This window comes from Protofrankia sp. Cas8 (assembly GCF_963555845.1).
GTDB lineage: Bacteria > Actinomycetota > Actinomycetes > Frankiales > Frankiaceae > Protofrankia.
Genome location: NZ_CAUVXI010000040.1, coordinates 1 through 20,470 on the forward strand (window position 1 = coordinate 1; position 20,470 = coordinate 20,470).

At 69.4% G+C, this 20,470-nt stretch carries 19 protein-coding genes and 1 tRNA gene; 5 read left to right on the forward strand and 15 right to left on the reverse strand.

All coding sequences use genetic code 11. The annotated features are described in order from the left end of the window. Positions 1–54 precede the first annotated feature (54 nt). Complete coding sequence (locus U9977_RS08640) at positions 55–294, reverse strand: type II toxin-antitoxin system Phd/YefM family antitoxin (protein ID WP_322748674.1); 240 nt, start codon at positions 292–294, stop codon at positions 55–57. A 547-nt stretch (positions 295–841) separates the two neighbouring features. On the opposite strand from U9977_RS08640, the gene U9977_RS08645 reads away from it, so the two are divergent. Beyond that, the gene (locus U9977_RS08645; RefSeq protein ID WP_322748675.1) at positions 842–1,339 is read left to right on the forward strand and encodes a hypothetical protein; all 498 of its coding nucleotides are present in this window, start codon (positions 842–844) and stop codon (positions 1,337–1,339) included. A 69-nt stretch (positions 1,340–1,408) separates the two neighbouring features. On the opposite strand, the gene U9977_RS08650 is transcribed toward U9977_RS08645, so the two are convergent. From U9977_RS08650 to U9977_RS08665, 4 genes are all read right to left on the reverse strand, one after another. Beyond that, positions 1,409–1,738, reverse strand: a complete 330-nt coding sequence (locus tag U9977_RS08650) for a hypothetical protein (protein WP_322748676.1) — start codon at positions 1,736–1,738, stop codon at positions 1,409–1,411. 590 nt (positions 1,739–2,328) lie between these two features. Then, a complete protein-coding gene (locus U9977_RS08655; RefSeq protein ID WP_322748677.1) occupies positions 2,329–6,918 on the reverse strand; it encodes a tetratricopeptide repeat protein in 4,590 nt (1,529 codons plus the stop codon). A gap of 24 nt (positions 6,919–6,942) precedes the next feature. Beyond that, on the reverse strand, positions 6,943–7,392 hold the full coding sequence (locus U9977_RS08660) for a hypothetical protein (protein WP_322748678.1): 450 nt from the start codon (positions 7,390–7,392) through the stop codon (positions 6,943–6,945). Between the two features lie 186 nt (positions 7,393–7,578). Further along, the gene (locus U9977_RS08665) at positions 7,579–8,121 is read right to left on the reverse strand and encodes a toprim domain-containing protein (protein WP_322748679.1); all 543 of its coding nucleotides are present in this window, start codon (positions 8,119–8,121) and stop codon (positions 7,579–7,581) included. Between the two features lie 459 nt (positions 8,122–8,580). On the opposite strand from U9977_RS08665, the gene U9977_RS08670 reads away from it, so the two are divergent. Further along, positions 8,581–8,940, forward strand: coding sequence for a hypothetical protein (locus tag U9977_RS08670; protein ID WP_322748680.1), 360 nt, complete (start codon positions 8,581–8,583; stop codon positions 8,938–8,940). A gap of 204 nt (positions 8,941–9,144) precedes the next feature. Here the strand turns inward: U9977_RS08670 and U9977_RS08675 are convergent, their stop codons facing one another. From U9977_RS08675 to U9977_RS08690, 4 genes are all read right to left on the reverse strand, one after another. Further along, entirely contained in the window at positions 9,145–9,381 is a 237-nt protein-coding gene (locus U9977_RS08675) for a hypothetical protein (RefSeq protein WP_322748681.1), read from the reverse strand. Next, positions 9,371–9,829 carry a hypothetical protein gene (locus U9977_RS08680; protein ID WP_322748682.1) on the reverse strand — a complete coding sequence of 153 codons (459 nt, stop codon included), beginning with the start codon at positions 9,827–9,829 and terminating at the stop codon, positions 9,371–9,373. The genes U9977_RS08675 and U9977_RS08680 overlap by 11 nt, the downstream gene beginning before the upstream one ends. 232 nt (positions 9,830–10,061) lie before the next feature. Next, positions 10,062–10,499 carry a limonene-1,2-epoxide hydrolase family protein gene (locus U9977_RS08685; RefSeq protein ID WP_322748683.1) on the reverse strand — a complete coding sequence of 146 codons (438 nt, stop codon included), beginning with the start codon at positions 10,497–10,499 and terminating at the stop codon, positions 10,062–10,064. Further along, positions 10,496–10,675, reverse strand: a complete 180-nt coding sequence (locus tag U9977_RS08690) for a hypothetical protein (RefSeq protein WP_322748684.1) — start codon at positions 10,673–10,675, stop codon at positions 10,496–10,498. The genes U9977_RS08685 and U9977_RS08690 overlap by 4 nt, the downstream gene beginning before the upstream one ends. A 265-nt stretch (positions 10,676–10,940) precedes the next feature. Between U9977_RS08690 and U9977_RS08695 the strand changes: the two genes are divergently transcribed. From U9977_RS08695 to U9977_RS08705, 3 genes are all read left to right on the forward strand, one after another. Continuing rightward, positions 10,941–11,159: a hypothetical protein gene (locus U9977_RS08695; RefSeq protein ID WP_322748685.1), complete on the forward strand. Its 219-nt coding sequence runs from the start codon at positions 10,941–10,943 to the stop codon at positions 11,157–11,159. Continuing rightward, entirely contained in the window at positions 11,159–11,593 is a 435-nt protein-coding gene (locus U9977_RS08700) for a helix-turn-helix domain-containing protein (RefSeq protein ID WP_322748686.1), read from the forward strand. The genes U9977_RS08695 and U9977_RS08700 overlap by 1 nt, the downstream gene beginning before the upstream one ends. Before the next feature lie 241 nt (positions 11,594–11,834). Then, positions 11,835–12,011 (forward strand): hypothetical protein, encoded by a 177-nt coding sequence (locus tag U9977_RS08705; RefSeq protein WP_322748687.1) that lies wholly within the window; start codon positions 11,835–11,837, stop codon positions 12,009–12,011. Between the two features lie 18 nt (positions 12,012–12,029). Here U9977_RS08705 and U9977_RS08710 read toward each other — a convergent pair. The 6 genes from U9977_RS08710 to U9977_RS08735 all read right to left on the reverse strand — a co-directional run bounded on the left by U9977_RS08710 (position 12,030) and on the right by U9977_RS08735 (position 20,469). Beyond that, positions 12,030–12,103: transfer RNA gene (locus U9977_RS08710), tRNA-Ile, on the reverse strand. A gap of 119 nt (positions 12,104–12,222) precedes the next feature. Beyond that, positions 12,223–12,651 carry a DUF3566 domain-containing protein gene (locus U9977_RS08715; protein WP_322748688.1) on the reverse strand — a complete coding sequence of 143 codons (429 nt, stop codon included), beginning with the start codon at positions 12,649–12,651 and terminating at the stop codon, positions 12,223–12,225. 1,181 nt (positions 12,652–13,832) lie between these two features. After that, positions 13,833–16,349: a DNA gyrase subunit A gene (gene gyrA, locus U9977_RS08720; RefSeq protein ID WP_322748689.1), complete on the reverse strand. Its 2,517-nt coding sequence runs from the start codon at positions 16,347–16,349 to the stop codon at positions 13,833–13,835. 114 nt (positions 16,350–16,463) lie between these two features. After that, positions 16,464–18,398 carry a DNA topoisomerase (ATP-hydrolyzing) subunit B gene (gene gyrB, locus U9977_RS08725; protein WP_322748690.1) on the reverse strand — a complete coding sequence of 645 codons (1,935 nt, stop codon included), beginning with the start codon at positions 18,396–18,398 and terminating at the stop codon, positions 16,464–16,466. A gap of 228 nt (positions 18,399–18,626) precedes the next feature. After that, on the reverse strand, positions 18,627–19,241 hold the full coding sequence (locus tag U9977_RS08730; RefSeq protein ID WP_322748691.1) for a DUF721 domain-containing protein: 615 nt from the start codon (positions 19,239–19,241) through the stop codon (positions 18,627–18,629). Continuing rightward, positions 19,228–20,469 (reverse strand): DNA replication/repair protein RecF, encoded by a 1,242-nt coding sequence (locus U9977_RS08735; RefSeq protein WP_322748692.1) that lies wholly within the window; start codon positions 20,467–20,469, stop codon positions 19,228–19,230. The genes U9977_RS08730 and U9977_RS08735 overlap by 14 nt, the downstream gene beginning before the upstream one ends. Position 20,470: the final 1 nt, after the last annotated feature.

The following is a 20,470-nucleotide window of genomic DNA, read 5'->3' on the forward strand; positions in this document are numbered from 1 at the left end:
TACGCTTGGCCGGCTTGCGGAGCTCCGAGATGACGTTGGTGTCGAGCAGGAAACTCACAGGTCGACCTCGCGCAGCGAGTCCCGCGGGCGCGCGGGCTCGAAATCGATGTCCTCGTCCAGGACGAACGCGTCTCCCAGTCTGCCGGCCGTGTCCGTAAGCCGCTGATAGTCGGCGAACGACAGCAGGACGTGTGACGGCCGACCACGATCCGTAATGATCACCGGGCCGCTCGCGGCAGCCCGTTTGACCGCGCTCACGTCGCGGTTGAACTCCCGGGACGAGACCACGCTCATCGCGATCACCTCCCAATGTAGTGTAGGTACGTACCTACACTACTCCCTACAGGCGGCGAAGAACGCGGTGCGGCCGACTAGATCATCTACGGCGGCGGGATAGATCGTGTCGGACGCCAGTGTCATGTCGTCGCATGAAGGCGTGGCGAGGAACCGGCGGATCGCGGTGGAGGACTGCCTCAAGAAGGCACAAAGGGCCATCGACATCGGCGTGGCTGACCTACAAGAATCACAGAAGGTAAGAATAGATCTTGTTGTCGTCATCGTCGCGCCGAACGTCGGCGCGGGCAGCCGCGACCACCCGCGCACGCGACGCCTCCACCGCCAGCTCGACCATTCCGGATCCCTTCCCGCCGATCCGGGCCGACGTGGGTGGACGCTTCGGGCAACGGCCCGTCACAGCGGCCCTCGACCGCGAACCGCGAGGATGCGGGCGCGGCCGGGGACCACGGCGACCGTAGCCCCCCACCCCCGCACACAGCGACCGAATTATCCGCACTGGCCCCGCGGTGCACCCCCGTGGCCCGTGGGCTGCGACGCTGACACCGTGAAACTGCTCTCCCGCACCGGCGCGTCCGTCGAGCTGCGCCCCGTCCGCTACCAGTTCCACTCAGTGAGATCCGACACGGACAGAGACAGGTGGGATGCCAACTGGCTCGTCGTACGCGGCGACGTCCAAGCGCCCGACGGACGCGGCTGGTCGTTCACCGACCCGTGCCTGACCACATGGGAGGCCCGCGGCCTCGCCCAGTGGCTCCACCGGGTCGCCACCGGGCAGGTGACCCGCTGCCCCGCCCCGGACGAAGACGCCGACGACGTCCTGTCCTTCACCGAGCCGAACCTCGCCTTCAGCCTGCACAGCCAGGACCCACACACAGCGCACCTCCGCCTGCACCTGTCGGCGGAAGCCACACCGCCGTGGACTACCCAGGACGCCCGCTGGCACTGGAGCGCGTTCTACCTGCCCCTTCACCTCGGGATCGACGAGATCCGCGACGCGGCCGAGCAATGGGAACGGGACCTCGCACCCTTCCCGACCCGATAGCGCAATCAGCCCACCGTCGGCGACCCGACCGCTTACGCCACAGGTATGGCGGTCATCGAACCGATCATCTCAGCAGTGCCCGGTCAGAACGACGATCTCGCGACCGTCGCCGTCCACCCAGATACCCGCCGTGTACGCCACATCGCCACCGGACCGGGGATGTTGCGTCACCGCGCTGCGGACCTCCTGCCAACGGCGGTGCGCGTCTGCCCCGTCGACGTAGTCCACCTGCCCCGCCGCCCAGTAATAGATGACAAGCGGCGATTCGGCACCGATCCTCTGATCGCAGACGCGACGCGCCGTCTTCGTCGTGCGACGGGTGTAGGTGATGCCATCGGGAGTCGTCAGCTGACCGGCAGCGATCCGCTCGAACTGCTCCCGACCCAGCGGACACTGCATCCGACCATCCTCCCGATAATTGACGTGGACGGCCAAGGCGCCGGCTACGTTCTCACGGTCGCCGCCGACAGGTCATCCCGTAGCCGGCAGACACCATCCCCTGCCCGCGCGGGCCAGGCGAGCCGGCACAATCGACTGCCATGACGCGCGCACACAGCGAATGGTGGTCGATCCAGGTCGAACTGCTCGGCGTCGGCCAGACCCTCCGTCGGCAGTCAAGGTTCCGCTCAGCGGAAACATGCCCTGACTTCGAACCCCGAGGGGAAAACCCCAAAGCCCGACCGGCCCGAATACACGAGCCCGCACAGAAAGGCACAGGGCGCGGAATTCGGCGGGGATTTCTTCGAACTCCAACAGGACAATATCAAGATCCGGGTCGTCGTCGAGAATATGTGCACGCACCAAGCGAACTGCACCGGGCACGGGGACTTCGACATCCAGCGAGCACCGCACGATCCTCTCGTTGCGGCGAGCAAATATATGTCGGGCAGTGAGTCCGAGACCACCGCCGATCGCGAAACACGACCCCCAACCATCATCGATCCTAACGCGGGCCACGAAAGGGAGGCCACCGAGCGTCTCGACGGCCATCACATGTCCTCGGCCAGTCGTCCACGGATCTCTGCAGCTTCCTCTCCGCGGTCCACGTCGTCGAGAAGATCAGCCAGGAGACGGCAACCATATTCGAAACGGGGACCGAAGACCTCGGGAAGCTGGCCGGCCAGAACGCCGAACATTTCCACCGCTTCAGCAGCCGCTGCGACCGCGTCTTCTCCCTTCACGCGACGAAGGACCAATGCCATCACGGTCAGCGACATCGCGAGGTCGGGCAGGTAGGCGTCGGGGACCACCTCGGCCAACCGCCGACGGATGGTGACCGCCTCGGTGGCGGGCGCGAGCGCCTCGGCGCGCCGGCCCACCTCCGACAGCGACGTCGCCAGAGTGTTCAGCGACGCGGCGAGGTTGGGCAGGTAGGCGTCGGGGGCCACCTCAGCCAACCGCCGGTACAGGTCGACCGCCTCGGTGGCGGGCGCGAGCGCCTCCGCGCGCCGGCCCACCTCCGACAGGAAGGCCGCCAGATTGTTCAGCGACGCGGCGAGGTGGGGCAGGTAGGCGTCGGGGGCCACCTCAGCCAACCGCCGGGAGAGGTCGACCGCTTCGGTGGCGGGCGCGAGCGCCTCCGCGCGCCGGCCCACCTCCGACAGCCGGATCGCCAGAGTGTTCAGCGACCCGGCGAGGTCGGGCAGGTAGGCGTCGGGGGCCACCTCAGCCAACCGCCGACGGATGGTGACCGCCTCGGTGGCGGGCGCGAGCGCCTCGGCGCGCCGACCCACCCCCGACAGCCGGATCGCCAGATTGTTCAGCGACATCGCGAGGTCGGGCAGGTAGGCGTCGGGGGCCACCTCGGCCAACCGCCGGTAGAGGTCGACCGCCTCGGTGGCGGGCGCGAGCGCCTCGGCGCGCCGACCCACCCCCGACAGCCGGACCGCCAGATTGGTCAGCGACCCGGCGAGGTCGGGCAGGTAGGCGTCGGGGGCCACCTCGGCCAACCGCCGGTAGAGGTCGACCGCCTCGGTGGCGGGCGCGAGCGCCTCCGCGCGCCGGCCCACCTCCGACAGCCGGTTCGCCAGAGTGGTCAGCGACCCGGCGAGGTCGGGCAGGTAGGCGTCGGGCGCCGCCTCGACCAGCCGCCGGTACAGGTCGACCGCCTCGGTGGCGGGCGCGAGCGCCTCGGCGCGCCGACCCACCTCCGACAGCGACTTCGCCAGATTGGTCAGCGACATCGCGAGGTCGGGCAGGTAGGCGTCGGGGGCCACCTCAGCCAACCGCCGACGGATGGTGACCGCCTCGGTGGCGGGCGCGAGCGCCTCCGCGCGCCGGCCCACCTCCGACAGCCCGATCGCCAGATTGGTCAGCGACGCCGCAAGGTTGGGCAGGTAGGCGTCGGGGGCCACCTCGGCCAACCGCCGGTAGAGCTCGACCGCCTCGGTGGCGGGCGCGAGCGCCTCGGCGCGCCGGCCCACCTCCGACAGCCCGAGCGCCAGAGTGTTCAGCGACCCGGCGAGGTCGGGCAGGTAGGCGTCGGGGGCCGCCTCGACCAACCGCCGACGGATGGTGACCGCCTCGGTGGCGGGCGCGAGCGCCTCGGCGCGCCGACCCACCCCCGACAGGACGTTCGCCAGATTGGTCAGCGACATCGCGAGGTCGGGCAGGTAGGCGTCGGGCGCCGCCTCGGCCAACCGCCGGTAGAGGTCGACCGCCTCGGTGGCGGGCGCGAGCGCCTCGGCCCGCCGGCCCACCCCCGACAGCCGGACCGCCAGGTTGGTCAGCGACCCGGCGAGGTCGGGCAGGTAGGCGTCGGGGGCCGCCTCGACCAACCGCCGACGGATGGTGACCGCCTCGGTGGCGGGCGCGAGCGCCTCCGCGCGCCGGCCCACCTCCGACAGCCGGTTCGCCAGAGTGGTCAGCGACGCCGCAAGGTTGGGCAGGTAGGCGTCGGGCGCCGCCTCGACCAGCCGCCGGTAGAGGTCGACCGCCTCGGTGGCGGGCGCGAGCGCCTCGGCGCGCCGACCCACCCCCGACAGGACGTTCGCCAGATTGGTCAGCGACATCGCGAGGTCGGGCAGGTAGGCGTCGGGCGCCGCCTCGGCCAACCGCCGGTAGAGGTCGACCGCCTCGGTGGCGGGCGCGAGCGCCTCGGCCCGCCGGCCCACCCCCGACAGCCGGTTCGCCAGATTGGTCAGCGACCCGGCGAGGTCGGGCAGGTAGGCGTCGGGGGCCACCTCGGCCAACCGCCGACGGATGGTGACCGCCTCGGTGGCGGGCGCGAGCGCCTCGGCCCGCCGGCCCACCCCCGACAGCCGGATCGCCAGATTGTTCTGAAGCCGAGCCGCTTCAGCCCCATCCCTGACAGTGATCTGCCCAGCAGGATTGTCGGGACGGGCGGCGCTGAGGTGGCGATGGAGGAGGTGGCTGGTGAGCTGCACGGCGAAGGCACCCAGCGACGTGGTGGAGTGCGGCAGGGCCGCCTCGACCGGGGCGAGGTCAACCCGGGGCGGGATGCAGGCAAGGACAGGGCTGTCCGACGGCCCGCCGAGGCCGCCGGCACCGTCGAGGAGGCGGGCAAGAAGGGGGTGGCGTGGAGCCGCACGGCTCAGGACCGTGAGCATGCGCCGCACCTGATCGTCGGTGGGCTGGCTTCCCGCCGGCTGTTGCAGGATCCGAAACGGCAGCGTCGTGGTTAACGGGTTGCCGTCCTCGGTCACCGTCTGGCGGATGACGCGGGCGACGAGCTCCTCACCGAGCAGATCCGGCTGCAGCGGCGGCAGCCATCCGTTGCGATCCTCCGCGGGCGGGTACAGGTCGTGCAGCCAGCGGGCGATCCGCGTGGCCTGGCGCCGGTCGGGGAGGTCGAGAGCGGCACACAGCACAAGGACGGCCTCGTTCAGGGTCGCGGCGCCGGCCAGGGTCGCGGCGGCGACCGCGGCTTCGACCGTGCGGTAGCCGTCGGAGCCTTGGGCGAGGCTGCCAAACGCCTCCTCGGTCGGCCGGTAGAGCGTCTGCCCACCGACGTCCAGGTAGAGCCAGTGGTTGTCGCGTTCGAGGTCGAGGAGCCGGCCGAGGAGGTCCGCACCACGTTCCTGTGCAGGTGACCGGTGGCCGTCCTCGCCCGGCCGGGATGCCGGCAACAGCGCGCAGACCGCGGCGACGTGCAGCATCAGGGCCGCGCCGAACTCGTCCCGGGCCAGCGACGGAACGGGCGGATCCGCGACGAACGGCAGCCGGTGGTTCTCGGCGAAGGACCGTACCGGTTCCCGCAGCGCGGCCACGACCGCGTGGAAGGCGTCCTTCCGCCCGTCGACGGTCGGTTCCAGCGCGGTGAGAGTCAGCGTCGGGTCACGCACCTCCGTCCCGGCGTTTTCGAGCGTGCGGCGGACCCCGGTGGAGGAGTCCCACCAGTCGCCGGTGGCACGGGCCAGCAGCAGCAGCCGCCACCGCGCCTTACTGCCGGTCAGCCGTTCGAGCAGCGGGTGCAGGCTGGCCGCCCCGTGCTCGGCGGCGTAGTCGACCACCACGAGCACACCGCGTCCCAGGTGCGCGGCCACCGTCAGCGCCGTGTCGAGCCGGTCCACATCGCCCGGCCCCCGAAACAGCGCGGTCAGCCACCCACCCGAACCGGCGAGGTCGGTCAACCAGCGGGCCAGCCGGGTCTTGCCCTGACCGGCCGAGCCGACGATCAGCCAGGCCGATCGGGGCGCGGGCGAGTCGCACCACGCACGAAGCTGGCCGCGTTCCTGCGTGCGTCCCCGAAAGTCGGTGAGCGCGGCGTCGGCCCGCAACAGTCCGATCAGGGACCCTGCCGCACCGGAGCGTGGATTGCCCGCCTGGTCCAGGACCTGCTGCGCTCGGCGGGCCACCGCATCCGCCACCACCGGAAATCGTCCGGTCAGGTCGTCGACCCGGCTGGCATAGACCGTCCCGCCCCGGGCCTGCCACGCCTCCTCCCCTTTGGGGAAGCCGCGGATGACTCCGACGGCGGCATACGCGGCAGCGGCCGTATCCGACCCGGCCTTCTGGTCCGTGTGCTGGATGACAGGCCCGCCGCTGAGCCCACCGGGACCCTCCGGCGACACCGCCGCCGCCTGGTCCAGGAAGAGCTCCAGGGCGCGGACGGCGGGCAGGCCGGCGCGGGCGGCGGGCAGGCGGGCGTGCCCGTCACTGATGACCCCGGAGAAGGCCCGTCCGTTCGGGTTTCCGGCGCTGGCCGGGAACCCTTCGGCCCGCACCCGCGCCTGCGGGTCCACCGTGATGTCCAACGCCACCGCCACCCGGTCGAGGACGGCCGCCAGCTGGTCTGGCCCGAGCGCAGGCCGGGACTCCCGGTCCGGATCCACTCGCAGCACGGCCGCGTCCAGCCGGCCCTCGTCACGGTCGGCCACCCGCAGCGGCACCAGCAGACGGCCTGCGGCGTCCGCGCCACCGCGGTCCTCGCCGTGGTCGGCGGGAGCATCCTCGTAGGGCAGTCGGAGCCACCATCGCCCGACCGAGGCGTCGTCGGTGTCCACATCCCGCACGCAGTGCGCGGCGGTCAGCACATGACAGCTGTCGATCACGAAGCCGGTACGGAACACCGCGCCCTTACCCGCGACGGGTTCCCCGTCCACCAGCAGCCGGCCCACCCCCGCCAGCACGACGCCCGCCGCCTACGCCCCGACGGCGGCAGCGGGCCGCCGCGTCAACGACACCGTCACCTGCACCGCCGCCTCGCCCTCGACACTGAGCACCGCCTGGATCGCCTGACCCGAACCGGCTGTCAACGTCACGCCGAAGGACACCTCGACCGCATCAACCCCCAACCGGCCCGGCGCCGCCTCGACCAGCCCCTGGCCGTCCAGACCGCGGGCCACCTCCCCGGCGACCACACCGATCTGACTGCTCAACGCCCGCACCGCAGCGCGCACAGCCTCCTCACCGCGCTCCACCACCGCGGCCCGCCGGGTACGCCGGTGCTGGCCACCCCGACCGGCGGCCTCCACCAACCAGGACTCCCCGTCATCCCCGGTGTCCGCGTCCGCATCCCCGGTCGAGTCCCGGTCGACCAGCGCAACACCCACGTCGCAGGTCCAGCCGTCATCATGCCCGTCGCCGTCCATACGCCCCCCGATCGACGATCTTCTACCGGACCCATCCGAGGTATCACGAAAGACACATACTGCGGATCGCGAGCATCCCATGACCGCCAGAAGCAATCGATAGCACCCCGGGTACAGCATCAGAATCATTGCCGACTCGTGACAATCATCGGGAACCGGACAGACCCAGACTGCGTGACCGACGCCTTATGGGCTACATGCCGCATCCTGCATTCCCCAAGGATGATTTTTCCATGTCGAACTGGGTAGAGCGGTATGCGGGAGAAACCCGGTGAAGTGATCGGCGGTGGCGGTCAACGTCCGGTGGAGATCGTCAGGGTTCTGCTGCCACCAGTCGTTGAGATCCTTCACCCCGACGGGCGGCATGACGGTCACCACGAGGTGACCCCGGTGGGCGAGCCGGTCGGCGAGGCTGGCGGCGGCGTTCTGCCCGGCCGGGAGCTTGCCGGGCCTGCTCGCGGTGTCGTCGTCGAAACAGACGAGGAACGTGGTCATGTCGGGAAACCGGGCGGTGATACGGCCGGTGAGAGCCCCAACGCCATCGGGTCCGGCGTGGGCGGTACCGAGGACGGCAACGGCGGCCAGGCCCGTGTGGGCGACGGTGAGCGCGTCGGGGAAACCCTCACAGAGGACCACCACGCCGGGTCGGGGTGTCTCGACGGTGGACAGGAACGCGACCGTCGGGTTGAGGGCGCGGTCACGGACAGGCTGGTCGTAGCGACGGTCCATGGCCGGGTTGAGGTAGCGCAGCTGGTAGTAGCCGGCACGGCCGCTGTCGGGGTCGAGGACCGGGAAGACGACACCGGGACCGCGGTGTGGGGCGGGCCTGGACCGTCGGGACGAGGTAGCAGGCGGGGGCCGGGATCGAAACCGATCCAGTTGACCGCGAGCAGGAGATCGGTGAAGCCGCGGCCGTGCAGGTAACGGCGGGCACCGGCCCCGATCGGTTCCCACAGCAGCCGCGCCGCCGCGGACACGACGGCGTCGATGACGGGGTCGGGTTCCCGCGGCGGCGCGGGTTCCTGCGGTGGCGCGGGTTCCTGCGGTGGCGCGGGTTGCGGCGGTGGCGGAGCGGTCGGGCTGGTCCGGCGCCGGCTGGATCCAGGCCATGGACAAAGACACCGCCGACCCGGATGCCGACACTGACCTCGACACGGACGTCGACGCTGACCATCCACGGTCTGGGTGGTGGCCGCGACTGTCGGCCCTGGGGACACTCGCACCGTCCCGATGGGCACGGTGGACCCGGCCGGTTCCCGGACCCGACGACCCGGGCACGACGACCCGGACCCGGCGATGGCACAGACCGCGATGGTGGTCACCGTGTCCAGCCCGGACCTGGAAGCCCGCCTCGGCTGGATCCTGCCCGACACCGTCCACGCCGCGATCCAGTCCGGTCGCTCCGTCCTGCCCGCACCGGCGGACTCCACCACCGGACCGACCGGCCGCCGGGTACCGGAACCACTGGAACTGCTGGAATCGGACGACAGCCGGAGGCCCGCCCCGTCCCATCGGGTGCACATTCCCGGCCGGCCAACGGAAACCTAACCGGCGGGCGCTGGCCGGCTCCCGGGTGCTGCAGTCCTGGGTGCTGGACAGCCTGGAAAACCCCGCCGACCGCTACCGGATCGTCAGCCCCGCCCACGCGGTCACCGCCACGCTGCTCCCCCGGACGCTGGACTGGACGGTGACCACCCGGGGTGTCCGCTGCCGTACCGGACGACCATCCGCTACCTCACCGACGACGGCGACCTACGCACCAGGGAAACGATCCGCGCCGTCCCCACCGCCGACGGCCGCCCCTACGACGTCCGGTTCCCCGACACACCACACACGCTCGTCGCACTGGACGGCCGCGACCTGACCCCGGTCGCCGGCACCGCCTGGCGGTCGATGGACGAGCCGCTGCACGCCCGGCTCACCGACGGTGACAGTCCGGTCCAGTCCGGTGAACGCCTCGCCACCGGTGGACAGTGCATCACCGTCCACCCCGGCCCGGACGGCACGCTGTCCACCCGGCCGGTCGCTCTCCCGTCCACATCAGCGTCTGGGTGTGGGTGTGGGTGTGGGTGTGGGTGTGGCCACGCTCGCCGACCGCACGTACCCGCCAGCCCCCGACGTCCGCAATGTCGGGGAGTTCGGGACGTCGCTGCCGTGTCAAAATGACCGCGCCGGCGACAGGCACCGTCGCCGTGGCCCGCACCGTCTCTCCCGGATCCAGCGTCAGCTTGACATAGGCCACATCCGGTGCAGGGTAGTCAGCGCGAGTCGCCAACCCTCGTCCCGCCAGCAACGTGCGCACCTCGTCGAGCTCCCTCAGCCACGTCTTGAGGGACTCCGGCGTGACCATGGCGTGGAGTACATCGTCGACGTCGCCCTCGTTCAGAAGGACGAGGAACGCCGCCGCGAGACGCACGATGTCGTTCCTCGAGCTCAAGGACACCATTCTTGACGGCAGGGTCCTGCGTGCGCGGACACCCGTTAGTGAGCTGGGCGGATGGCCGGCTGAGAGCATGAACCGCTGTGATGTCGACGGTCGTGTTCCTGCTTGTGCGACGCCTGCTCGGTCGGGTCGGCTTGGGTCGTCAACCCGATGAGAAGGACGTTAAGATCGCCGTCCTGCGGCATCAGCTGGCCGTGTTACGCCGTCCGGTCGAGCTTCGGGTTGGCTACCACCACGCGGACGTGTCCATCTCGATGCCGACCTCGGCGAGCTGGCGCAGGAACGCCCCGATGTCGTAGTAGTCGCGCCACTCGGCGACCAAGCCATCCTCGACGACCCACGTCGCGCAGCAGGCCAGCTCCATGCGCTTGCCGCGGAGCGTCCAGAAGTCGACGCGCTCATGGAGCACCTCGTCGCCGCGCGTCGCCCACGTGACGGTGCGGTGACCACCGGATCCCGTCTCGATCGGTTCGGGAAAGCCGCCGGCAAGGTCGACCATCATGGCGCGCAGCTGCTCGTGACCTTCGAGGCGCTGCTTGGGCAGGGCGGTGTTCAACCACACGAACCCGGGTGTGCACGCGGCCAGTGCGGCGTAGACGTCACCGGCCCAGTAGGCGTGGAGGAAACGTTCGACGGGTTCGGCCGTGCTCGCGTCAGTCGTCACGCGGTGAAGCCCAGCCAGCTCAGGCCGAAGCACTCGATCGCGTGGCCGCGCAGCAGCTGGTAAGTCTCGGCGTCGGTGAGGCCAGCCGCAGTCACGATCTTCTCGCCGAGGATGCGGCCGCCGAACCCGATGACCATCGGGAAGCGGAGGGAGGCGCGGATGCCGTCGGCGTGCATGTCCTTCGAGGCTCGTGCGGGTCGTAGCAGCCGGGGATCATGTCCGTGTAGCGGACGGGCTCCATGTTCCACTCCTCTTGCGGCTTGCCCGCCACCGCGTTGAAGCCGATCTGCGTGATTTTCTGGCCCTCCCAGACCCAGTCCTGGCGCCCGTCTTCGTCGATGACGTGCGGGGGCCTCATCGGCGTACTTCGCCGGCAGCCGCGCGGTCCACACGTCCGGCGGCTCGATGATGTGGTCATCGGCGCTGAACAGGTGGTACGCCATGGCGGCCTCCTTGACACCCAAGAACTGGGTACCTACTTTGCCGGGCGTGGTGACGGTGTCAAGAACGGGCGACAACGACGCCGGCGGAGCGCCGTTCTCGGGCCGGGTCGCCGAACAGGTTGCGTCGCGCATCGTCGAGGGGATCCAGGCCGAAGGCTGGAACGTCGGGACGCGCATGGGCAGCGAGGCCGAGCTTCCCGAAGGCGTTGATCCCTAGTGGACCAGGCCAGCACCAACGCGGACGCGGCGGACTGGTGGCGCCGTCTGGGGATCGCGTGCGTGTATGCCGTGTGGCACGACGCGCGGGACTGCTGGATCTACGACGATCGCGCCCTGGCCGACCTCTGGTGGGATCGTTACGAGAAATTCGAAATCGGCGGGTTGGAGAACGTTCCGAGGCCGGCTGGCACGCTGAAGGTTGCGCCGCGGGTACGTGCCCGGATTCTTGCCTTGACCCGGTGCAGCCCGCCGGTGGAGTCGGGGCTGTCGCACTGGTCGTCGCGGGAGATGGCGAAGTACCTGAAGCGACACGAGGGCATTGTCGTGTCCCATGACTTCATCGCCGACCTGTGGCGGGCCAACGACCTGCAGCGCCCGCTGAGCCCGTTGAGTCCTACTTCACCGCTGCACCAGCTTTTTTCTTGTGCCTGAGACGGTTGTTGTAGGACTGCGAGATCACCCGCGCGTTGCCGTAACTGTTGGAGCCCCCGGCTTCCTGGGGGAAGATATGATCAACAGAGGCCATCGCGAGATCCGGGCGTGTTCGGCGACCAGGCCCGCACCTCGCTGAGGCCGGCGCTTCGCTGCTGATCGATCAGGTCGCTATGCGACGGCCGCGCTGAAGTCGGGCGTACATCCCAAGGTGGTGTCCGAGCGTCTCGGCCACGCCGACGTGGCGTTCACGCTGAGGACCTACAGCCATGTGATCGCCGGCATGGACGCCGCCGCCGCAACCATCGTCGCGGACGTCATCTTCGGCACCCCGGAGACGCCCCAGAACGACACCGTGCACGAATCTGTGCACGGTGAGACCGAATCGTCATTGATCGATGATGAAGATTCGGGCTGATGCCCTGCTCAGGAGGGGTGGACCTGGGTGGACTTGAACCACCGGCCTCTTCCTTATCAGGGAAGCGCTCTAACCGACTGAGCTACAGGTCCTTGCTGGGCTCCACAGTACCGGATGGCGTCCGGTACCTGACGTGGCGCCCGCCGTGAACGCCGACCTCGGCGTCACGTCCCTACGTGTCCCGCCCATCGTACGTACTGATCACCCGTATCTACTGATCACCGAGGACGACCTCGATACCACCGACCATCTCGGTACACAGGTTGTACAACAACGCACCCAGCGTCGCCAGCGCTGTCATCAGGATCACGTTGATCGCGCCGATGAGCAGTCCGAGTTCCATGGCCCGAGCAAACGACAGCCAGGTGCGGACCCCACCGTTGCCGCCATCGGTGAGGGTGTCCGCCGCGTGGACCACACTGTCGAACACGCCGATCGAGTTCAACACGAACCACAGCACCGCCACGGCGACCATCAGCACGACGAACACGCACAGGGAGAACGCGAACGTCAGCCGGGTCACCGACAGCGGATTGACCCGGGTGACGCGCAGCCGGGCCCGGCGTCCCTGTCCGGACGGGCGGACCACGGAGGGTCCGGTCGGAGCACCCACCATCGGCCCGGTCGTCGGGTCCTTCATGCTCCGTTCCCGAGCCGGTGCACGCGGCACGCCAGGCGCGGCTGAAACGCCAGGCGCGGACGATGTTCCAGGCACTGACGATGCAACGGGTGTGCCGGGCGCCGCGATCGTGCCGGTGGGCGGCGTCCAAGCGGTGCGCTCACCAGGCGCGGAACGTTCGTCGCCCGATCGCTTGGCAACGCTGTCCGCCGGCGGATTCGCCGCGACGGCTGCCTTCGCACGCTCCGACCCTCCCACACGGCTGCCGTTTTCGCCCGCCACGCCGCGCACGCCCGCGCCCGCGCCCGCGCCGCCGAGGGCGGCAGCAGCGCTCCCGGAGCCGCCACCCGTCGAACCGCCGACCGGCTTGGTGGGTCTGCGCAGGGACATCGTGTCCGGATCAGACCTGGGTGTCTCACTCGCCGACCCGATGCGCGATGATCTAGTGCTCGCAGACCCGGCCGCGCCTGCGCCTGCGGGTGACCGCGATGACGACGGCCCTGTCACACCGGTACCACCCACGACGGGCGCGGCGCTGGTCGTCGGCGCCACCGGAGCCGGAATCGGCGCCACCGGAGCCGGAATCGGCGCCACCGGAGCCGGCGCCACCGGAGCCGGCGCCACCGGAGTCGGAGCCGGAGTCGCCTGGCCCTTCGCCGCCGCAGGTCGGGTGACCGGTCGCCCGGTCGCGGCGTTCGCACCCGGCACGACCGTCGAACGAATCGGAGCCGCCGGCACGAACGGTCGGGTCGGACTCTGCCGCTCGGTGCGAACCTCCGAATCCGCCGCGGGCTTGGGACTATCGGCACCGCCCCGACGATCGGCACCGCCCCGAGTCGTGCCCCGCCCGTCGGCCTGCCCGCCTGCCCGCCTGGTGGGCTGTGCCGGCGAGCTACCCGGTTGTGCCGGCGAGCCCGGAGTCACCCGCGGTGACACCTTCGTGCCGGGGGCGTCCTGTGGCATCCGCAGGTCCCGGACGACGGACGGGGCCTGCTGCGCCTGGGTGCCGTCATCCTGCGAGCCCGGCGCAGCGCCCGAAGCCGCCGACATCCGCCCGTCATCGTGGGCCTCCTTGCTCCGGCCAGAGGGCTGCTCCGACCGTGGCGAGGAAGATCCACGCAAGGCCGGCGACCGGGTGGTCCGGTCGTCATCGCTGCTGCTCACGGTCCATCTCCCGCCATGCCCGGCCCGACGCCGACCACTTAGGCTGAGTCTCCCCCGCCGGGACTGGTCGTCGAACCGTTGTCCGAGTTGTCGTCAGCATCAGCATTGCGCGCCACCCCGACGACCTGGACGCCGGCCTCCAGATCGATGAGCCGGACGCCCATGGTCTGCCGCTGGGCCCGCCGGACGTCACGTGCGACGGTGCGCAGCACGCCACCGTTGGACGTGATGGCGTACAGCTGATCGTCCTGGCCTACCACCAGGGCACCGACCAGTCCGCCACGAGTGGAGACGATCTTCGCGGTCAGGACGCCCTTGCCACCGCGTCCCTGCACCGGATATTCGCCCAGGGACGTCCGCTTGGCGTAGCCCCCGCTGGTGGCGACCAACAGATTGGCTTCCGAGCTCGGCGGCACGACCTCCATCGCGAGCAGTTCGTCGTCGGAGTCGAAACGCATCCCGATGACACCCGAGGTGGCACGGCCCATCGGGCGGAGCTGCTCGTCGTCGGCGTGGAACCGGATCGACTGGGCTTGGCGGCTGACCAGCAGCAGATCGTCGCCCGCGGACACGAGCCGGGCCGCGATCAGCTCGTCGTCGTCACGCAGGTTGATGGCGACCAACCCACCGGACCGGTTCGAGTCGAACTCGGCCAGCGCGGTCTTCTTGCACAGCCCGCGCCGGGTCGCGAGGACCAGGTAGGGCGCCGCGTCATAGTCGTTGATCGCGATCACTTCGGCGATCCGCTCGTCCTGACCGAACGCGAGGATGTTCGCCACGTGCTGGCCCTTGGCCGTTCGGGCCTGTTCGGGCAGCTCGTGCGCCTTGGCCCGGTACACCCGTCCCTTGTTGGTGAAGAACAGCAGCCAGTGATGGGTGGTCGTGACGAAGAAGTGCTCGACGATGTCGTCCTCGCGCAGCGCAGCGCCCTGCACGCCCTTGCCGCCACGGCGCTGTGACCGGTAGAGGTCGGTCTTCGTTCGCTTGGCGTAACCACCGCGGGTGACGGTGACCACGACGTCCTCGCGGGCGATCAGATCCTCGACGGACATGTCGCCCTCGAACGGGACGAGCCGTGTCCGCCGCTCGTCACCGAACCGGTCGACGATCTCGGTGAGCTCCTCGCCGATGATCTCCCGTTGCCGGGTCGGCGAGGCAAGGATCGCCTCCAGTTCGGCGATCTTCGCGCGCAGCTCGGCCGCCTCATCGATGATCTTCTGGCGCTCAAGTGCGGCGAGCCGGCGCAGCTGCATGTCCAGGATGGCGACCGCCTGGATCTCCGACAGGGAGAACCGCTCCATCAACTGCCCGCGTGCGGCGTCCGCCGACTCGGCGTTGCGGATGAGGTTGATCACTTCGTCCAGATGGTCGAGCGCGATCAGCAGGCCCTCGAGGACGTGCAGGCGCTCGCGGGCCTTGCGCAGCTGGTAGCGGGTCCGACGGACGATCACGTCAACCTGGTGGTCGACGTAGAAGCGCACCATCTGGTCCAGCCGTAGCGTGCGCGGCACCCCGTCGACGATCGCCAGCATGTTCACGCCGAACGTGTCCTGTAGCTGGGTGTGCTTGTACAGGTTGTTCAGGACGACCTTCGCGACCGCGTCCCGCTTGAGGTCAATGATCAACCGTTGGCCGGTACGCGCCGAGGTCTCATCCCGGATGTCGGAGATGCCGCTGACCCGGTTGTCCCGGACGAGTTCGGCGATCTTCTCCGCGAGATTGTCGGGGTTGACCTGGTAGGGCAGCTCGGTGACGACAAGCTGGGTCCGGCCCTTGTTCTCCTCCACCTGCACGACGGCCCGCATGCGGATGCTGCCGCGCCCGGTGCGGTAGGCGTCCTCGATGCCCTGGCGGCCGACGATGAGTCCGGAGGTGGGGAAGTCCGGCCCCTTGATCATCCCGAGCAGCGCTTCGAGCAGTTCTTCGTCGGTCGCGTCGGGGTTCGTCAGGAACCACTTCACCCCGGCAGCCACTTCGCGCAGGTTGTGCGGGGGGATGTTGGTCGCCATCCCGACCGCGATGCCACCGGCACCGTTGACCAGCAGGTTGGGAAACCGGCTGGGCAGGATTGTCGGCTCCTGCGAGCGGCCGTCGTAGTTGGCGGCGAAGTCGACCGTGTCCTGGTCGATGTCGCGCAGCATCTCCATGGCCAGCTGCGCGAGTCGTGACTCGGTGTAACGCATTGCGGCCGGCGGGTCATTGCCCGGTGAGCCGAAGTTCCCGTTACCGTCGACCAACGGATAGCGCAGCGACCACGGCTGGGCCAGCCGCACCAACGTGTCGTAGATCGCGGAGTCGCCGTGCGGGTGGTAGTTACCCATGACATCACCGACGACACGCGAACACTTGAAGTACCCGCGGTCCGGGCGGTAGCCACCGTCATACATCGCGTACAGGACGCGCCGGTGCACGGGCTTGAGGCCGTCACGGACCTCCGGCAACGCCCGGCCGACGATGACCGACATCGCGTAGTCGAGGTACGACCGCTGCATCTCGACTTCGATACCGATGGGTTCAACCCGATCGCCTGGCGGCGGAGGCAGTACGTCGGTCACGCGGGTCCTTCCAGACAGGGGTGGTGAGGACGGTCAGCCGTGCGCGGTGCAGACTGTCCAGTATTTCCGATATATGCGATATGCGATATGCGATATGGGCTATTTTGATATGGGCTAAATGTCGAGGAAGCGGACGTCCTTGGCGTTGCGCTGGATGAACGAGCGCCGCGCGTCGACGTCCTCACCCATCAGGACGGAGAAGAGATCGTCCGCCACGGCTGCGTCGTCCAACGTCACCTGCAGCAGAATGCGGCGCTCCGGGTCCATGGTGGTGTCCCACAGCTCGGTCGCGTTCATCTCGCCGAGACCCTTGAAGCGCTGGATCGCGTCCTTGGGCAGCTTGCGCCCAGCCTCGACGCCGTGCGTGATCAGACCGTCGCGTTCGCGGTCGGAGTAGGCGTACTGCCAGTCCTCGCGACCCCATTTGATCTTGTAGAGCGGCGGCTGGGCGAGGAAGACATATCCGGCCTCAACCAGCGGACGCATGAACCGGAAGAGCAGCGTCAGCAGCAACGTCCGGATGTGCTGACCGTCGACGTCCGCGTCCGCCATCAGCACAATCTTGTGATAGCGCAGCTTGGTCGCGTCGAAGTCGTCGTGGATGCCGCAGCCGAGCGCCTGGATCAGCGCCTGGACCTCGGTGTTCTTCAGTACCCGGTCGATCCGGGCCTTCTCGACGTTCAGGATCTTGCCACGCAGCGGCAGGATCGCCTGGAACTTCGAATCGCGGCCACCCTTGGCCGAACCGCCCGCCGAATCCCCCTCGACGATGTAGACCTCACAACGCTCCGGATCGGTATACTGACAGTCAGCGAGCTTGCCCGGTAGGCCTGTCCCGCCGAGCAGACCCTTACGACGGGTCAGGTCGCGAGCGGCGCGAGCGGCGATCCTCGCCCGCTGAGCGTCCATCGCCTTACTGACGATCGCCCGCGCCTCGACCCGGTTGGCCTCAAGCCAGTCCTTCAGCGCCGCATAGCACATCTCCTGGACGAACCGCTTGGCTTCGCTGTTGCCGAGCTTGGTCTTGGTCTGTCCCTCGAACTGCGGCTGCGCCAGCTTCACTGAGATGATCGCGGTCAGGCCCTCGCGGATGTCGTCCCCGGCCAGGCGCTCGTCGGGGTTCTTGCCGTTGGCCTTCGGCGGCTTGAGCAGGTTCTGGTCCTTGGCGTAGGCGTTGACCGCGCTGGTCAGAGCCGCGCGGAAGCCTTCCTCGTGGGTGCCGCCCTCGTGGGTGTTGATGGTGTTGGCGAAGGTGTAGACCGACTCGTTGTAGCCGGCGTTCCACTGCATCGCGAGCTCGGCCTCGATGCCGGTGCCCTTGGAATCCAGCGAGATGACCGTCTTGTGAATCGGGTCCTTGCTGGCGTTGAGATGATCGACGAAGTCGACGAGCCCGCCCGTATAGCAGTAGGTGACCTCTTCAGGCTCCTCGGGACGCTCGTCGCGCAGGCTGATCGTCAGCCCCTTGTTCAGGAACGCCATCTCCTGCAGCCGGCGGGTGAGAGTCTCGTATTTGTAGTCGGTCGTCTCGAAGATCGTGTCATCCGCCCAGAAGGTGACGATCGTACCGGTCTTCCTCGTCGGCGCGCCCTTGGCCAGTGGTGCGGCCGGACGGGTGTTCGCATACGGCTGGAACCAGGTGAAGCCCTCGCGGCGGATCTCGACCTCCAGGCGGGTGGACAGCGCGTTCACCACGCTCACGCCAACCCCGTGCAGACCGCCGGACACCGCGTAGGACTTGCCGTCGAACTTCCCACCGGCGTGCAGGGTGGTCAGGACGACCTCGACCGCCGGACGCTTCTCGGTCGGATGCTCACCCACCGGGATGCCACGGCCATTGTCTGCGCACCGCACGCCACCGTCGGCGAGCAACGTGACATTGATCGTGTCGCAGTAGCCGGCGAGCGCCTCGTCCACAGCGTTGTCCACAACCTCGTACACAAGGTGATGGAGACCGCGTTCCCCAGTAGAGCCGATGTACATACCCGGACGCTTGCGAACCGCGTCGAGACCCTCAAGAACCTTGATCGAACTTGCATCGTAGGTCACGCGGTATGTCCCCTCGTCCTCGACTGCGAACTACGCGAGAAGCGTCTCCTGATTCTACCTGGCCCTTCCACCAGGAAGACTGTGGGTGGCCCCTGGCATGCGCGCAGCGCCCCGCACGGCTTTCCGTCGAACCCCAGTACGCGGCTTCCCCTGGATGGCGCCTCCGGCGCGATCCAGGGGACCCCGACACCTACGGCGACACCAACGGCCACACCTACCGTCGGCCGCTCAGCCGTAGGTGTCGCGGGGACCGCGCCCGCCGGACGCATGCAGGGGGCCGTGCCGCCAACTGGGCGTGGTCGGACCTCGGACCACGATTCGGCGTACCACTTCCGGCCCAAGTTCCTTACTTAGAGTAACCAAAAGTTGTCGGGACAACAGCCGCAGCTGCGTTGCCCAGGCGGTTGACTCGGCGGCCAGCTCGAGCGCGCCATCACGCAGCGAAACCGGATAGCAGTGCGAGGAGATGTCCGGACCGACCAGCGCGTCCCAGCGGGCGAGAACTGTCGCGTCGGTCGCGCGGACCTCCCAGCCGCGTTCGGCGAGCATCCGCGCTACCGCGGCGTTGAACGCGACCGGTTCGGCCCACTCCCGTCCCGGTGCGGCCATCCCGGGCATCCGTGGACGACGCCGCGGCTCCCGTCCTGACGGATCATCACCGTCGACCTGCCCGGCGCCGCGCCCGTCACGCGCTCCCGGCCCACGCCCGCGCCCGCGCCCGGACGCCCGGGCGCGGGCATCCTCCTTGGCCCGAGCGAGAACGAGGCGGGCGAGGTCTGCGCCACGCACCGGGGCGGGACCGGCCGCCAGCTCGCCCGCGCCAGCATGCTCATCCGACGACATGGCGCACCTGCCCGTCCGCGACTTCGAAACGCACTCCGGCCAACGCGGCGGGAACGTCCGCGTCGACCGCTGCCGTCACCAGGACCTGCTCGGCCGGGGCGACCAGCTCCGCCAGCCGGGCCCGACGGTTCACGTCAAGCTCAGCGAACACATCGTCGAGCAATAGTACCGGTTCGCGCTGATCATCCCGCAATAGTTCGAATGATGCCAATTTGAGTGCAAGCGCGAGCGACCACGACTCGCCGTGGCTCGCATACCCCCGCGCCGGCCGACCGTTGATGGACAGCAACAGCTCGTCGCGATGTGGGCCGACCAGGGTCACCCCGCGCTCGAGCTCGCGCGGCCGGACCCGGGCGAGCTCGGTGAGCATCGCCGCCTCCAGCACAGCCCGGTCGGTGGAGACAGGCTCGCCCGGAACGGGACCGCCCGGGCCAGGACCGCCCACGGCCTGGTCGGACGTTCCGGCTGCGACGGTCGAGCGGTATTCGATGGCGGTCAGTGCCCTGTCCGTCCGCACGTCGTCTCGGGCACCGGAGACCGGGGCGGCCGGGGAGACGGCCGGGGCTGCGGCCACGGCCGAGTAGGCGGTTTCCACTCTGGGTTGCAACGCCTCGACCAGCGCGCCCCGCGCCGCTACCAGTTCAGACCCGTACCGGGCAAGTTGGGCATCCCAGACGTCCAGGGTGCGCAGATCGCTCGTCCGGCCGCCGCGGCGCGCGGCCGCGGCCGTCCGCAACAGCGTCGACCGCTGGCGCAACACCTTGTCGTAGTCGGCGAGCACACCGGCCAACCGCGGCGCCCGGGCGACCAGCAGATCGTCGAGGAACCGCCGGCGCTCGGCCGGATCGCCCCGGACCAACGCAAGATCCTCCGGGGCGAAGAGCACCATGACCAGCAATCCCAGGACGTCGCGGGGCCGGGCAAGCGGAGCCCGGTTGAGCCGGGCCCGGTTCGCCCGGCCCGGGATGATCTCAATCTCCACCAGTGCGGCCCGGTCGCCCCGCACGATCCGCGCGCGCAATGCCGCGCTCGCCGCGCCCTCGCGAACGAGCGGCGCATCCGAGGCCACGCGGTGACTACTAAGGGTAGCCAGGTAGCCGACGGCTTCCAACAGGTTGGTCTTACCCTGCCCGTTGGAGCCGACGAACGTGGTCACCCCGGGCGCGAGCTGAAGATCCAACGCGGGATAGGACCTGAAGTCCACCAGCGACAGGTGCGTGAGATGCACG